A 14224-nucleotide genomic window follows, 5' to 3' on the forward strand; every position below is an offset into this window, starting at 1 on the left:
CCTTTTTTATTGAAGTTTAACTTGGTGGGCCATTCCGTTTCCGGTAATGACCGTATCCCCAGGTTTAATAATCTCAATATCATTGCTATCATCAATACTGCAACTTCCCATGGCAATTATGGCAAAAAGGATGAAGCTCACTGCTAAAATTTTTCTCATGACGATTGCTTTATAAATACACTGTTCTATTAACGCACAAAAGTCCTTTTCCGTATTACAAAAGCAGACAACTATTTCTTAACCCACATTCTGATTTAATTTGGCGTACTTTGCGCCTTTCTTATTATGGCTGCCACCAATCGTTTTTCGCTCATAGACCCTGCTAAAAGTCCTTTTTTCTACGGATATGTCATTCTCATAGTAGGCACTTTTGGAATTTATTGTAGCATTCCGGGGCAGACCATTGGTGTTTCTGTATTTACGGACCCAGTGAAAGAGGCCTTGGGCCTTACTCGAAACCAGTTTAGCAATGCCTATATGATAGGTACCATTTGTAGCTCCTTGGTAATTGGAAGGGCCGGAAAATGGTTTGATGTGTACGGAGCGCGCTACGTAGCCTTTTTTGCCGCTTTGACCCTTTCCGTAGCATTGATGCTGTGTTCATGGTCTGTTCAGATGAGTGAATTTTTAAAGTCTTTGCTTAGTTTGAACACTTGGTGGATTCCTTTTTTGTTAATGACCGTACTCTTTTTTATCCTAAGGTTTTCAGGCCAAGGGGTATTGACAATGGCCTCTAGAAATGTAATCATGATTTGGTTCGATAAGAATAGGGGAAAGGTAAACGCCATTAGCAGTGTTGCCATTTCTTTTGGATTCTCGTCATCTCCCTTATGGGTAAATGCACTAATTGAAGGGTTTAGCTGGCAAATGGCGTGGCAGTTTTTGGCAGCAGGTCTTTTGGTCTTCAGTTTGGTTGCCTTACAGTTTTATAAGAACAATCCAGAGGAGCACGGTCTATCTCCAGATGGTTCCAATGTGGATTCGGGAGAAGAAAAAAAGCATGTGCCTCTGGCTCATCAATATACAGTAAAAGAGGCGCAAGGTACCCGTGCTTTCTGGATGTACGCCCTTATTTTAGCCTTTAATAGCTTTTTTATAACTGGTCTAACCTTCCATGTGGTGTCCGTTTTTGCAAGTGAAGGCTTTCCTAAAGAGGATGCAATTTCCATATTCTTGCCGGCATCGGTGGTCGCCGTAACCATTTCTTCTATTTTTAACTTTTTAAGCGATTACCTTCAATTAAAGCTGTACTTATATCTAATGATTCTAGGAGGCATAATGGCCTCCGTTGGTTTTTTGTTCTTGTCCACCGCCTTTGGTGTACCCCTGCTAATTGGCGGGTTCGGAATCCTGGGAGGATTTTTCGCCGTATTGAACGCCATTGTGTGGCCTCGCTTTTACGGTCGCACCCATTTAGGGGCAATTACGGGTAAGGTAATGTCCTTTCTTATTTTGGGGAGTGCTTTGGCGCCTTCCATTTTCAGTTTCTGTTTTAGCACCTTTGGCTCCTATAGACTTATGGGATATTTTGGTCTGGCATTCCTTTTATTTTTGGCAATCGGTTCCGTTAAAGCCGATAATCCGCAGTAAACCTCTTATCTTTAGAAAATCATAAGGATATGGTGAGCATTTTGTTGGCCTGTTGACAATATTGTAGGAGAAAGAGCAAAAATTAACGTGGGGTAAGATTAAAAATCTATTTATTTTAGTCCTTTTATTTTCTAACTGTCTATTGTGTAAATTCCTTCAATTGAAGAATTTGTGTTTTTTGAAGCCAAAAAGTGTTCGTACACATTACCTTAAAAGTAAAAATATACTTTCAAATAATTTATCATAAAATCTAAATTAACTAAATGACCATGAAGAAAATTTGTACCATTTTGTCAATTTCCGTTCTTCTTTTTTCCTGTAAAACAGAGAAAAAAAATGAAACGTCCACTAATGAGGTGGCGCAAGAAGAAACCAACACTTCTGAAGATGAGTGGGTTTATTTATTTGACGGAACAACAACAGACGGGTGGCGTTCCTATAACGGTGAGGACTTACCCCCACAATGGGTAATTGAAGATGGTGTGTTAACCTTTGATACCGAAAAAAGGACCGAGGCCAATAGAAAAGGAGGTAATGATATTATTTATGCGGCGGAGGAGTTTGATAATTTTGAGCTTGCTTGGGAGTGGAAAATACCCGAAGGAGGAAATAGTGGGATGTTATATCACGTAAAGGAAGGTAACTGGGGAATGCCCGAAATTTCTCCCGAATATCAAATGTTGGATGATTTGGGCTGGGAGGCTATCAATAATGCGAAATTGGAAGAATGGCAAAAAACGGGAGCGGATTATGCGATGCATGTGCCTGACGTTTCCCAAAAAATAACCAAACCGGCAGGGGAGTGGAATACTTCTAGGGTCATTTTTACGCCTGAAAAAGTGGAGCACTGGCTCAACGGAAAAAAATTACTGTCTTTTGTGCCATGGAGCGAAGATTGGGAGAAGCGTAAAAGTGAGGGCAAATGGAAAGATTCACCAAAATACGGTACTTTTAAGTCGGGCTATATCGGATTTCAGGATCACGACAGTCCGCTTTGGTTAAAAAATATCAAGCTAAGAAAATTATAAACCATACTAAACTACTCTAATGAACAAAAGAGAATTTTTAAAAAGTGCGGCGGCGGTATCGTCATTTGCGCTGTTACCTAATGCGACGTGGGCGCTTGGCCCCAACAAAAAATTGAGAACGGCACATATTGGTGTGGGTAATATGGGAGCTGCCGACCTAGAGGCCATATCGTCCCACAAATCAGTTGATGTTGTGGCACTATGCGATGTGGATTCCATTAACCTGGCCAAAGCCCACAAATTACACCCTGGGGCCCGTGTGTTTTTCGATTATAGAACCATGCTGGAAGAAATGGGCGAGCAGATTGATGCCGTTATCGTATCGACACCCGACCATACACATGCACCAGCTTCGATTATGGCCATGGAAATGGACAAACCCGTTTATTGTCAAAAACCTTTGACCCATTACGTGGAAGAATCCCGAAAAATGAACCAACTGGCCAAAGAGAAGAATTTGGTTACCCAAATGGGTATTCAGGTACATTCTTTCTACGATTATAGATTGGCCACACATTTGATTCAATCCGGAATCATCGGTAAGGTGCATACGGTACATGCTTGGTCTCCAAAATCTTGGGGCTACAATGGTCCTGAGCCCGAAGGTGAAGACCCGGTACCACCACAACTGGATTGGAACCTTTGGTTAGGTACTTCTAAAAAACGTCCTTATAAAGAAGGCTATTACCACCCGGGCAACTGGCGTAAACTTTTAGATTACGGATGTGGAACATTGGGCGATATGGGCGTTCATATTTTTGATACCCCTTATAATGCATTGAACCTAGATGTGCCTTTGACCATCAAAAATGAATGTAGGGAACCAAATGGTTTTGGTTACCCAGAGAACAATACGGTTACTTATGAATTTCCTGGAACCGAGTATACCACCAAAAATCTGAAATGGATTTGGTATGACGGTCCCGGAATGCCCCCTGCCCACGAAGATTTGATTCTACCAGGTGCAAAGCCAACTGCAGGAAAAAAACAAAAATCCGATAGTGTCGAGGACAAAATTTCTTTGGATGCCGGTGTGGCCGGTGAGGGTCAATTACCGGACCAAGGCGCTATGTTCATTGGTAAAAAGGGACGTTTATTACTTCCTCATTTCATGCAATTACCTAAGAAAATTGTTCGAGGCAAATATGTTGATATTTCAGATGAGATCGCTGAGGTCTCTCAAAAATTTGGATTGGGTGAGCCAGTGAGAAATTATGAGTCTGAAGGTCCTAAGCACTACCACCAATTTGTAGATGCCTGTTTAGGAAAAGGTGAAACATCGGCTCCGTTCTCCTATGCTTCCCGTTTAACGGAAACCATTCTGTTAGGTGTGATTGCGGGTAGATTCCCGAACCAGACTTTGCATTGGGATGCCGAAGCGGCTAAATTTTCCGAAGAGGAAGCTAATCAATATTTAGGCGACGAGTATAGAGATTTCTAAACGGATTTCAATTTTTAGGGCCCGCATCTTAAATTGGTCAATTTCATTTGTAAATTACCACTTCAATAAGATGCGGGTTCTTTTTTGCTCCGCCTCAAACAATATTCAACTTTAAAAAACACGATTATGAAATATAGAAGGTTTGGGAGAACCGACTGGCAAGTAAGTGAAATTGGCTACGGTATGTGGGGTATGGCAGGCTGGAAAGAATCGGACGATATTCAATCCGCAAAATCATTGGACCTAGCCGTAGAAAATGGAGTTAATTTTTTTGACACGGCCTGGGGGTATGGTGAAGGACATAGCGAAGAGCTTCTGGGACAGTTGGTGAGAAGACATTCGAAGGAGAAAATATATACGGCTAGTAAAATACCGCCCAAAAATTTTCAGTGGCCGGCAAAACCGGAATATACCTATGAAGATTCGTATCCGGTCAACCATATTGTAGAGTATACAGAAAAGACCCTGGTCAATCTAGGGATGGAGCGAATCGATTTGATACAATTTCATACATGGGACGACGGTTGGTCCCATCGAGAAGAATGGCAACGGGCTGTTGAGGATTTAAAAAAGGACGGTAAAATTGCCGCTATGGGAATCAGTGTGAACCGCTGGGAGCCAGAAAACGGAATAAAAGCTTTGGAAACCGGCCTCATTGATGCCGTTCAGGTCATCTATAATATTTTTGACCAAAATCCTGAGGATAGACTTTTTCCACTTTGTGAGGAAAAGGACATTGCCGTAATCGCACGGGTGCCTTTTGATGAGGGGACACTTACAGGAAATCTTACGAAGGATACCGTTTTTCCCGAAGGGGATTGGAGAGGCACCTATTTTGTTCCTGAAAATTTAAATAGTAGTGTGGAACATGCCGATGCCCTAAAACCGATTATTCCAGAAGGAATGACCATGGCGGAAATGGCCTTGCGTTTTATCTTGGAGAACAAAACCGTGAGTACTACCATTCCGGGAATGCGTAAACAGCGGAATGTTTTGGCCAATACCGCTACCAGTGACGGTACTCCGTTACCCTCAGAATTGGTTCAAGAATTAAAGAAGCACCGTTGGGACAGAGTGCCAACCTCTTGGTCTCAATAAACTATTTGGCAAAAAGCTGGCCGATATTTTTAAACGCCTTGAATTCCAGGGCGTTCCCGGCCGGATCTAAAAAGAACATGGTGGCCTGTTCACCCGGTTGCCCTTTAAAACGTATATAGGGTTCAATGACAAATTGAACCTTTTTTTGTTTGAGGTTATCCGCAAAATTTTCAAATTCTTCCCATGGTAGTACTACGCCATAGTGGGGTACCGGCACATCATGTCCATCGACGGGATTGTGGTGTAACTTTTCAGATGCTGATTTTGGTTTGTAATGGATGACCAATTGGTGACCAAAGAGATTGAAATCTACCCAAAGCTCGCTGCTTCGGCCTTCCTTACAGTTGAGTATTTGACCATAGAATTCCCGGCATTCTTTGAGGTTATGAACTGGTATGGCAATATGAAAAGGAGAAATTTGCTGCATGTTTAATTTTTTAGACGTTTGGAAAAATCGGGTTTTAGTTTTTGGTGGGCTTCCTGAACGTCAATATAAGTTTCTAGCTTTCTTAGAGAAATTACTTGGTATTCTTTTTCCTTTAGAAAATCCATATACTTTTTGAAAAGCTCTTCTGGTACGGTTACCCAAGGATGTTCCAAATCGGGAACACCATGAAATGTGAGCACGGTTATATGACCGTTTTTAGCACTTTTTATAGCCTCCATAATTTCTTCCTCATTTGTGGCATCCGGTGCCCAACTGGGAATAAGATAAGGGTGGTCTTCCAACGGGTTGTAAGTTCGTTTACCACCGGCCCGTGCAAAACGATAGTTCTTTTCTGCCAAGTGGTTTAAAACTTCATCATCAAGTCCGTAACCCGGATACGCAAAATTCAAGGGAGTATTTATTTGTAGGCTATCACATGTATTTTCAATATAGCTAAGCTCTTCAAAAAAGGAGTCTTTAGACAGTTTAGCAACGTTGGCATGTGTCCTCGTATGATTGGCAATCTCAAACCCCATTTGGTGCAACTCCTTCATTTGGCGCCAATTCATATAAAGGGTAGTATCCTTATAATTTGGTGGGAATTCACAAACAAAGAAAGTGGCGCCAAATCCGTATTCTTTGAGCAAGGGGGCTACATAGGAATAGTGGCTGGCCGGGGCGTCATCAAACGTAAGCACCACCATTTTATCAGGAATTTCTTTTTTCAAAATTTGCCCGAAGGAGGTCAAATAACCAAAGAGTAATAGAAAGAAAATTGGTTTGAAATGCATATTGTTAGCTTGACTTTAAATATAAAAATAATGCAGCTTGCGTAAACAGAAATTACGCAAGCTGCATTATGGTTTAAAGAAGCACTTTTGCCAATGCATAAGAAGCCATATTTGTAAGGAGCAGTAGAACCAAAATGATGGATATGATAATAGAGTCTTTGTGCGCAACATGCGCCACTAGAGCGGTGATTAAAAAGAAACTTATTCCGGCGTAGCTCCATTCCTTGAGGGTCCATGGTAAACTTGGCAAAAGAATGATGAGCGCTGCCGCGAGCTTTAAAATAGCCAGTTGCCACCTAAAGTGATCGGGAAACCCAAGGTCTCTAATACCTCCAATGGTACTAGGGCTAAATACATAGGAGTATGAGCTAAGTACCAAGAATAGGGAAAGGAGACCTGTGGTTGTCCAGTAAGCTAGATTGCACATTAGTTAATGGTTGCTTGAATTTGTGCTATTACCTTGCTTCCATCGGGATCAGCTTGGGTTTTTAACTGGGTGAAATCTTCAGCCCATTTCGACGTTCTGATACGCAATGGAGGGTTTTCCGAAAGAGCTAGGTCTAATATGATTTCTGCAACTTCCTTTCCGGTTTGGTAAGGAGATGCTTCACCTGCTTCGGCACGATTTTGAGCACCTTCTAAATATTTTTGAAAGATGGGCGCATACTCTCCCGTAGCAAACTCGCCTTTATCATTAGCTGTTTTTGATACAGCGTTGGTCATAAATTCCGTAGAAATACCGCCTGGTTCAACCATACTAAATTTTACATTAAATGCTTTTGATACGTAAGTGGCAAGTGCCTCGGTAAAACCTTCAACGGCAAACTTTGCGGCGCAATATGCCTCGTTGAAAGGCTGTCCGATAAGTCCGCCTACCGATGTAACATTAATGATATGGCCAGACCGTGCCTCCCTCATATGAGGTAGTACCGCCTTGGTTGTACGTACAACTCCGGTGTAGTTCACATCGGTCACCCAATCAATTTCTTCCAAGGTTGATTGCTCCAGGGTTTTAGCAAATCCTGCTCCGGCATTATTAAGTAAGTAATCTATTTTGCCGTCTTTTTCGAGGATGGTATTTACTGCCTTAAGAATGGATTCATTGTCGGAAACATCAAGGGGAAGTAATTCAATATCTAAGTTATCTGCTGAGATAGCTTCTTTTAACGGGGTTGATTTGTCAAGGTTTCGCATGGTGGCATACACCTTAAAATCATTTTTTGCGAATAATAGGGCGGCTTCGTAACCAACTCCTGTAGAGGTTCCGGTAATTAAGATGTTCTTTTTCATATTGAAGGTTTTAGAGTGAATGTTCATTCCAATGTTGAAATAAATTTTTTTATTATTATTCTTTAATGGCGTCCCAAACCATGTTTGTTAAATTTTTCAAGGAGCGGGAATTTCCTTGATTGTTATTCTCGGATAAATACCAGCGTAAGTAGGATAAAATTGCTCCCCCTACAAATTGCAAAATTTCATTGGTATCGATGTTCTTTATAATTCTATCGTTTTTGCCCGAATCAATTAGCTGTACTACGCTTTCAACTGCCTTTCTCCCCGCGGCTCTACTATCATTAGTAATAATTGGTGATGCGTGTAGTTGCTCCATAAACTTAAAGTACAATGGGTTTTTGAGAAAGAAATCTACAGTGTTCCCAAAATACGCCTCAAACTGGGTCTTGGTAGGTAGTTTAGAATTAAAATGCTCAAAAAGGGCCTCTTCTTGCTGTTTGATATCTACATAAACCGCATTGATTAGAACCTCTTTGTTAGGGTAATAATTATAAATAGTGCCCATACCAGTGCCTGCCTCTTTAGCAATTGCGGACATTGGGGTGGCGTGTAGCCCGTTTGAGGTCAGTAGTTTTAGTGCAGCTCGTAATATGCTATCTTTTTTGTTCACGATACAAATGTAAAAAATGGAATGTATATTCCAAAAATTATAACCAGTTTATACTTTTTTAAGCATTTAGTATTCCCTGTACATTATAAAATTAGGATTGCTATGGGTGTCCGTTATTTTAAAATCACCTTCACCTACAATCTTAAAATTCATTTTTTGATAAAAGTTGACGGCCCGTTGGTTTTCCTTCCAAACATAAAGCCACATCCCCAATTGTTGCTTTTCTTGGGATAGTTGCAAGTTGTAGTGCATCAATTGTTTACCGAGGTCTTTACCGTAAAAATTTTGGTCCAGATAAAGCCGGTCCAATTTAGTTGCCTGTGAAGAAGTTATCTGCGGATGGGTTGAATTGAGGGTGATTTTAGAGTATCCCGCTAAAGAATCATCCAGATAAATAAGTGAATAAATACAATTTTTGTTCAATATTTCTGGAAGTAATTTAGCCTCCGTGAAATTAGCATCTATATATTCTTGAATATCTTTGGATGCGGCGCTATGCCCATGGGAATTTACAAAGGTGCTTTTCCCCAATGCTATTAATTCTTTACAGTCCTGAATGGCAGCCTCCACAATTTTAACCATGCATCAAAGTTTAAACGCTCGCAAGATACTTTTTTATGGACTAACATTTAAGCATTTGAGAGCTTCACAGAAGTCATGCTTAGGGATCCTGCCAAGGGTACATCATTAAACAAGGAAACTTCATCCTTCTCATTTTTGAGTCCAATGGTATAGAGTAGGGGGAGGAAATGTTCTGGTGTAGGTATCGCCAAATCAAAGGCTTTACCTTGGCTCCTATAATTTATTAGTTGCTCAAAATTGCCATCTAAAATCCACTGATTCATTTTATTCTTGGCCTCAAAGGCCCAATCGTACCCATAATTCTCCGAAATTTTGTTCCAAGCCACCAGTCTAAGATTATGGACCATATTACCACTGCCAACAATCAATACTCCTTTGCTTCTCAACTTTTGTAGTTGTTGTGCCAATTGATAATGATCCTTAGGTGTATAGGATTTATTGAGGCTTAGTTGAATAATGGGTACATCTGCATTAGGGAAAATGTGCTTGACTACCGTCCAGGAACCGTGGTCAAGTCCCCAACGATGGTCTAAGGTTACTTCATAATTTGGATGTAGCATTTGCGAAATATCCTTCGCCAATTTCGGGTTTCCTGGAGCAGGATACTGTACCTCATAAAGTTCTTTGGGAAAACCACCAAAATCATGAATGGTTGGAGGGTTTTCCATTGCGGTTACTTTTGTGCCAAAAGTCTCCCAGTGTGCAGATACAACTATAATGGCATTGGGTTTATCGAGCTGTTGCCCCAGTTTTTTAAACTCCCTTACAAACTCATTGTCCTCAATCCCGTTCATGGGCGAACCATGGCCCAAAAATAAAGTGGGCATGGGGGAAGTGTTTTTTAAATTACTGGAAAATTTTTCCAGTTCCTTCAATGTTGTCATGCTTGGTGTACTTAAAATGGATAATCCCAATGCTCTAATAAAAGCTTTTCGCTTCATTTACCCATATATCTTTGTCAAAGTTTCCCTGATAGTTATAGGTTTACGACCTAAAAGTTGTTCAAGACTGGGGTCTTGAAGTGCTAACTCCCCTTGAGCTTGGGCTATGGAGAATCCTACGAAAAGCCCAACGTATTCATCTGGAACATTTTGGTCTTTCAATGCTTTTTCAAAATCGGCTACCTCGGGGGATTGATATTTAATTTCCTTCCCGGTGATGTCAGTTAGTATTCGCGCTATATAATTATACGATACTACATCGGGATTGGACAATAAATAAGTAGCATTCTCATGGCCATTGGTTACAAGGACTTCGGCGGCAGCTTCTGCCATTTCGGTACGCAGTAATGCACTTATCTTACCATCATGTGCTGGTTGAATAATCATGCCGTTTTCAATCGCTTTTTCCCCTATGAACATCGGAAGCATATCGGCATATAAGGCATTCTGCATTATGGTGTAAGTAATGCCACTTTCCTTGATCCAATTTTCTGTTTTAATATGCGTGTTCTGTAAGAATGCTATCCCGGAGTTTTTAATCTCATTATTCCTCATAAAAGAGGTGTATACCACGTGTCCCACGCCAGCCTCTTTTGCAGCATTGACCACATTTTTATGTTGTGCCTCCCTTGTTGCAATTTCGCTACCGGAAACAAACATGAGTTGGTCTACATCTTTAAAAGCTTCTACCAAGGTACGGTAGTTGTCGTAGTTACCTTTTCTAAACTGTATGCCTTTGGGTAACACCTTGGATGCTTTTTCTTCATCACGCACCAAGGCGGCAATATCATTTTTATGGATTCCTTTGGTTATTAAATGCTCAATCACTAAGGAGCCAAAAGATCCTGTAGACCCGGTTACTAGTACCATAATTACAAATATTTAATTTATATGGAACAAAATTATTATTTTTGGTATACAAAGTATAGTTAATTACTATAAAGTATGAGTATACTTTTGTATAGTTTTATTTTTAATATCTGTAAATGAGTGATTTAAAAGAATTGTTAGAAGTGAAGAAATGCCCTAGGCAATACGTCTTGGCGGTAAACGATACGCTAAATGTAATTAGTGGAAAGTGGAAAATGCCCATTATTGCTTCGCTTTTATATGGAATTCATCGCTTTAAGGACTTGCAGGAAAATATAGGAAAGATTACCCCCAGAATGCTAAGTAAGGAATTAAAAGAGTTGGAGCTGAACGGCGTGGTAGAACGGAAAGTTTTTAACACAACCCCGGTCCGTATCGAATATCACCTAACGGAGAGCGGAAAAAAAATACTCGCTGTTATGGACTCCATGATAGAATGGGGCCTGGAGCATAGAGAGAGCGTAGTAGAGGTTGGTTAGTGCTTTTCAATGATAGGCTTATCTTCCAAAAAATGGACAATATATTCATTTATGTGAGGCTGATGCATGGAATGCCCCAACCCCTTGGTTTTTATAAACCGACTACCTTTCCAATGGGCATGAACTTTTTCCGAAGCATGAAAGGGGGCCAAGACATCTAATCTGTCATGTAGCAACAATCCTTTTTTGGAATTGTTGGTTACAAATTTGGATGAAGAAAAATCATCCACTTCCATACCAAAGCGTTCTTTTATGTAATCTTCAAAAGCGGATAACACCCGATTGTTAAACCCTACCAATTTTTGATAATGGCTAAGTAATTCCCGAAATTCTGAAGGTGATCCAATAGTGACTATTTTTTCAATGGTGTCATTAGATTGCTGATATTCATTGAAAAGTAATGCCATACCCCCAAAGGAATGCGCTACCACATGGACAGGCCGGTATTCTTCAACCATGGCTTGAATACAGTGGGTGTACAAGGGTAAATGTAGGTTGGAACCGGAAGAATTTCCATGGGCAGGAGCATCAAAGGCCACCACATTAAAATCTTCCTCACGCAATTTGGCAATAAGGTTACGCCATCTAAAAGTGTTGCTCTCCCAACCATGTACTAAAACCACGGTCTCTCTTTTTCCTGGCCATCGGTAAGTCTGAATAGATTGGTTTTCAATTTCTAAAACTTGATCTTTGGCATCCTCTAAATAGGTTTCCTGTTGAGGAAGCACCCGGCCCTTGCGCACTTTGCTAAAAACCTCAAAGGTGGCCAGGGCTGCCCTTCGTTTTGAAAAAAGTGCCAAAAAATTAAAATATTGACCGTAAATTTTTGGAATAAGCTTGTTCAAGAGGGTAAGGTTTCTTTTGCTTCGTTTTGACGGATTTTATAATAGATCCTTATTACTCCCAAGCTACCATCATATACTTGATTTTGGCATCATCTGGTATTTGAACCGCCTCAATGTTGACGCTCGAAGCATATCGTAAACTCGACGGAAGTTCCTCTTTGCTAATAGTAAAATAAACATCGCTATCTTTTAGTAAAATAACCACGTTGTTCATGGAGGTAATCACTTTTTTAATTGTGTAGTTGTCCTTTATATCCTTAAAAGTGCTCAATAATCCTATTCCCTTTTCCGTAACATAGCGTTTGTCCTCAATCCGTATATTCTCAATGGTAGGGATGCTATCAGAACTAGGGGTAAGAGTCAACAGATGCTTTCCACCTTTTTCAAAAACCTTTATTTTTTTGCTATTGTTAGAGGTATTAATGACCGTAGAATCTTTAACGATGGAGTCATTTTCGTAGATAATTTCTATATCCCTTGCTAGGCTAATACGTTCAAGTTTACCCACGGCATCCTTAGATACCAAAAAAGTAGTGTCCTTTTCAGTTTGGCAGCTTGAAAGTCCTATAACCAGAGCACTGATCAAAATAATATATCTCATATATAACTTATATAAATGTTTTTCGAACCAAAATTTCTTACCTGATAACCTTTTTTAGTACTCCCAATACCCCTCTAATGAATGTGGCACTGGTCAACACCTTGATGACGGGGTTTTGTCTGGTGTAAGAGCTTTTTCTAGCTCGTGTCCTTGGTTTGTCTTTTTCCTTTTCTGCCTCAGCTTCGGCCTTTTCAATTTTCTCGTTCAAGATTTCGTAGGCACTCTCACGGTCTATGACTTCCCCATATTTTTTCACCAATTTTGAGGAGGAAATCAAGTCTTTCAGTTCCGTTTCTGTTAGAACATCCATTCGGCTCATGGGGGCTCTTAGCAAGGTGGCAGCGAGTGGAGTAGGCCTACCTTTTTCATCCAAGGCACTCACCAAGGCTTCTCCAATGCCTAATGAAGTTAGTACATCCTTGGTGTCATAATATTCCGAGTCCGGATAGTTTTCCGCGGTCAACTTTATAGCTTTTCTGTCTTTTGCAGTAAACGCCCTAAGGGCATGTTGTACCTTTAGGCCCAATTGGGAAAGTACCGCATCCGGTACATCGGTTGGGTTTTGGGTTACAAAATAAAGTCCGATACCCTTTGAACGAATCAATTTCACAATGCTTTCGATCTGCTCCAAAAGCGCTTTGGAAGCTTCATTGAAAATGAGATGTGCCTCGTCTATAAAAAGAATAAGCTCAGGTCTATCACTATCCCCTTGTTCCGGAAAAGTACCATATATTTCTGCCAACAAGCTTAACATAAATGTAGAAAACAGTTTGGGCCTGTCCTGTATATCCGTCAGACGGATAATATTAATGTAGCCCTTGCCGTTTTGATCTACGCGGGTAAGATCATCCACTTCAAAAGATTTTTCCCCAAAAAAAAGTTCAGCCCCTTGTTGTTCCAGTTCAATAATTTTTCTAAGGATGGCTCCGGTAGAACTGCTTGAAATTCTTCCGTAATCTTTAGCAAACTCCGCTTTTCCTTCACCCGTGGCATATTGGAGTACCTTTTTAAAATCCTTAAGGTCTAATAAAGGCAACTTGTTATCATCACAATATTTAAAAACTACGGCCACTATGCCTTCCTGTGTCACGGTCAGGTCAAGTATTCTCGAGAGTAAAACTGGGCCAAATTCAGAAACGGTAGCTCTTAACTTGACACCATCCTGTTCAGAGAGTGAAAGAATCTCTACTGGAAAGGATTTAGGCTCAAAAGGCAATCCTATTTTGGCATGGCGTTCGTCTATCTTGGGATGACCGGCACTAGCTTGGGCAATACCACTTAAATCTCCCTTAAGGTCCATTAATAGGACCGGTATCCCTTTCTCAGAAAGGTTCTCCGCTAAAACTTGAAGTGTCTTGGTCTTACCTGTACCTGTGGCGCCAGCAATCAAACCATGACGGTTCATAGTTTTTAGGGGTACTTTCACATGCGCATTGGTAACCGCCTCTCCATTAAGCATGGCAGCACCCAATACTATATGTTCCCCTTTGGTAGTATATCCTTTTACTATATGGTTCAAAAAATCTTCGTTGGTGGCCATGAGATAGAATTTTGGGTAAAAATAAGGGAATTTTGCTTCTTTTGGCTGAAGTGAAATTACAAATTGGCAGTTGCGTTTGCGCATTTAT

General features: G+C 40.6%; 17 protein-coding genes. 5 read left to right on the forward strand and 12 right to left on the reverse strand.

Annotated elements, in window-relative coordinates; all coding sequences use genetic code 11:
• Positions 1-6: 6 nt before the first annotated feature.
• Positions 7-159 carry a hypothetical protein gene (locus tag BIZ36_RS06235; protein WP_187457023.1) on the reverse strand — a complete coding sequence of 51 codons (153 nt, stop codon included), beginning with the start codon at positions 157-159 and terminating at the stop codon, positions 7-9.
• A 126-nt stretch (positions 160-285) separates the two neighbouring features.
• On the opposite strand from BIZ36_RS06235, the gene BIZ36_RS06240 reads away from it, so the two are divergent.
• From BIZ36_RS06240 to BIZ36_RS06255, 4 genes are all read left to right on the forward strand, one after another.
• Entirely contained in the window at positions 286-1590 is a 1305-nt protein-coding gene (locus BIZ36_RS06240) for an MFS transporter (protein WP_187457024.1), read from the forward strand.
• Positions 1591-1859: 269 nt separating this feature from the next.
• Positions 1860-2618, forward strand: coding sequence for a 3-keto-disaccharide hydrolase (locus tag BIZ36_RS06245; RefSeq protein ID WP_187457025.1), 759 nt, complete (start codon positions 1860-1862; stop codon positions 2616-2618).
• 19 nt (positions 2619-2637) lie between these two features.
• Positions 2638-4059, forward strand: coding sequence for a Gfo/Idh/MocA family protein (locus BIZ36_RS06250; RefSeq protein WP_187457026.1), 1422 nt, complete (start codon positions 2638-2640; stop codon positions 4057-4059).
• Between the two features lie 126 nt (positions 4060-4185).
• Positions 4186-5157, forward strand: coding sequence for an aldo/keto reductase (locus BIZ36_RS06255; RefSeq protein ID WP_187457027.1), 972 nt, complete (start codon positions 4186-4188; stop codon positions 5155-5157).
• Position 5158: 1 nt separating this feature from the next.
• Here the strand turns inward: BIZ36_RS06255 and BIZ36_RS06260 are convergent, their stop codons facing one another.
• From BIZ36_RS06260 to BIZ36_RS06295, 8 genes are all read right to left on the reverse strand, one after another.
• Positions 5159-5584 (reverse strand): VOC family protein, encoded by a 426-nt coding sequence (locus BIZ36_RS06260; protein ID WP_187457028.1) that lies wholly within the window; start codon positions 5582-5584, stop codon positions 5159-5161.
• Between the two features lie 2 nt (positions 5585-5586).
• Positions 5587-6375 carry a polysaccharide deacetylase family protein gene (locus BIZ36_RS06265; protein WP_187457029.1) on the reverse strand — a complete coding sequence of 263 codons (789 nt, stop codon included), beginning with the start codon at positions 6373-6375 and terminating at the stop codon, positions 5587-5589.
• A 73-nt stretch (positions 6376-6448) separates the two neighbouring features.
• Positions 6449-6802, reverse strand: coding sequence for a DoxX family protein (locus BIZ36_RS06270; protein WP_187457030.1), 354 nt, complete (start codon positions 6800-6802; stop codon positions 6449-6451).
• Positions 6802-7665 (reverse strand): SDR family oxidoreductase, encoded by an 864-nt coding sequence (locus BIZ36_RS06275; protein ID WP_187457031.1) that lies wholly within the window; start codon positions 7663-7665, stop codon positions 6802-6804. Before BIZ36_RS06275 ends, BIZ36_RS06270 begins: the two co-directional genes overlap by 1 nt.
• A 55-nt stretch (positions 7666-7720) precedes the next feature.
• Positions 7721-8278, reverse strand: a complete 558-nt coding sequence (locus tag BIZ36_RS06280) for a TetR/AcrR family transcriptional regulator (RefSeq protein ID WP_187457032.1) — start codon at positions 8276-8278, stop codon at positions 7721-7723.
• 66 nt (positions 8279-8344) lie between these two features.
• A complete protein-coding gene (locus BIZ36_RS06285) occupies positions 8345-8860 on the reverse strand; it encodes a GNAT family N-acetyltransferase (RefSeq protein WP_187457033.1) in 516 nt (171 codons plus the stop codon).
• A gap of 47 nt (positions 8861-8907) precedes the next feature.
• Positions 8908-9744: a 4,5-DOPA-extradiol-dioxygenase gene (ygiD, locus tag BIZ36_RS06290; protein ID WP_187457034.1), complete on the reverse strand. Its 837-nt coding sequence runs from the start codon at positions 9742-9744 to the stop codon at positions 8908-8910.
• 57 nt (positions 9745-9801) lie between these two features.
• Complete coding sequence (locus BIZ36_RS06295; RefSeq protein WP_187457035.1) at positions 9802-10671, reverse strand: SDR family oxidoreductase; 870 nt, start codon at positions 10669-10671, stop codon at positions 9802-9804.
• 116 nt (positions 10672-10787) lie between these two features.
• Between BIZ36_RS06295 and BIZ36_RS06300 the strand changes: the two genes are divergently transcribed.
• The gene (locus tag BIZ36_RS06300) at positions 10788-11150 is read left to right on the forward strand and encodes a winged helix-turn-helix transcriptional regulator (protein WP_187457036.1); all 363 of its coding nucleotides are present in this window, start codon (positions 10788-10790) and stop codon (positions 11148-11150) included.
• On the opposite strand, the gene BIZ36_RS06305 is transcribed toward BIZ36_RS06300, so the two are convergent.
• The 3 genes from BIZ36_RS06305 to BIZ36_RS06315 are packed head-to-tail and all read right to left on the reverse strand — an operon-like array spanning position 11147 to position 14136.
• Complete coding sequence (locus BIZ36_RS06305; protein ID WP_187457037.1) at positions 11147-11995, reverse strand: alpha/beta fold hydrolase; 849 nt, start codon at positions 11993-11995, stop codon at positions 11147-11149. The two genes, BIZ36_RS06300 and BIZ36_RS06305, sit on opposite strands and share 4 nt — an antisense overlap.
• Positions 11996-12047: 52 nt before the next feature.
• Positions 12048-12596 carry a hypothetical protein gene (locus BIZ36_RS06310; RefSeq protein WP_187457038.1) on the reverse strand — a complete coding sequence of 183 codons (549 nt, stop codon included), beginning with the start codon at positions 12594-12596 and terminating at the stop codon, positions 12048-12050.
• A gap of 37 nt (positions 12597-12633) precedes the next feature.
• Positions 12634-14136, reverse strand: coding sequence for a helicase HerA-like domain-containing protein (locus BIZ36_RS06315; RefSeq protein ID WP_187457039.1), 1503 nt, complete (start codon positions 14134-14136; stop codon positions 12634-12636).
• Between the last annotated feature and the right edge of the window lie 88 nt (positions 14137-14224).

It is taken from the genome of Cytophaga sp. FL35 (assembly GCF_014349235.1).
Lineage (GTDB): Bacteria > Bacteroidota > Bacteroidia > Flavobacteriales > Flavobacteriaceae > Euzebyella.

Excerpts from the sequence above, each read along its gene's own strand:
- BIZ36_RS06240 (WP_187457024.1), top strand. The coding sequence starts at position 286 with ATGGCTGCCACCAATCGTTTTTCGCTCATAGACCCTGCTAAAAGTCCT.
- BIZ36_RS06275 (WP_187457031.1), bottom strand. The coding sequence starts at position 7,665 with ATGAAAAAGAACATCTTAATTACCGGAACCTCTACAGGAGTTGGTTAC.
- BIZ36_RS06260 (WP_187457028.1), bottom strand. The coding sequence starts at position 5,584 with ATGCAGCAAATTTCTCCTTTTCATATTGCCATACCAGTTCATAACCTC.
- BIZ36_RS06315 (WP_187457039.1), bottom strand. The coding sequence starts at position 14,136 with ATGGCCACCAACGAAGATTTTTTGAACCATATAGTAAAAGGATATACT.
- ygiD (WP_187457034.1), bottom strand. The coding sequence starts at position 9,744 with ATGACAACATTGAAGGAACTGGAAAAATTTTCCAGTAATTTAAAAAAC.
- BIZ36_RS06245 (WP_187457025.1), top strand. The coding sequence starts at position 1,860 with ATGAAGAAAATTTGTACCATTTTGTCAATTTCCGTTCTTCTTTTTTCC.
- BIZ36_RS06255 (WP_187457027.1), top strand. The coding sequence starts at position 4,186 with ATGAAATATAGAAGGTTTGGGAGAACCGACTGGCAAGTAAGTGAAATT.
- BIZ36_RS06295 (WP_187457035.1), bottom strand. The coding sequence starts at position 10,671 with ATGGTACTAGTAACCGGGTCTACAGGATCTTTTGGCTCCTTAGTGATT.
- BIZ36_RS06265 (WP_187457029.1), bottom strand. The coding sequence starts at position 6,375 with ATGCATTTCAAACCAATTTTCTTTCTATTACTCTTTGGTTATTTGACC.
- BIZ36_RS06250 (WP_187457026.1), top strand. The coding sequence starts at position 2,638 with ATGAACAAAAGAGAATTTTTAAAAAGTGCGGCGGCGGTATCGTCATTT.
- BIZ36_RS06270 (WP_187457030.1), bottom strand. The coding sequence starts at position 6,802 with ATGTGCAATCTAGCTTACTGGACAACCACAGGTCTCCTTTCCCTATTC.
- BIZ36_RS06300 (WP_187457036.1), top strand. The coding sequence starts at position 10,788 with ATGAGTGATTTAAAAGAATTGTTAGAAGTGAAGAAATGCCCTAGGCAA.
- BIZ36_RS06235 (WP_187457023.1), bottom strand. The coding sequence starts at position 159 with ATGAGAAAAATTTTAGCAGTGAGCTTCATCCTTTTTGCCATAATTGCC.
- BIZ36_RS06285 (WP_187457033.1), bottom strand. The coding sequence starts at position 8,860 with ATGGTTAAAATTGTGGAGGCTGCCATTCAGGACTGTAAAGAATTAATA.
- BIZ36_RS06310 (WP_187457038.1), bottom strand. The coding sequence starts at position 12,596 with ATGAGATATATTATTTTGATCAGTGCTCTGGTTATAGGACTTTCAAGC.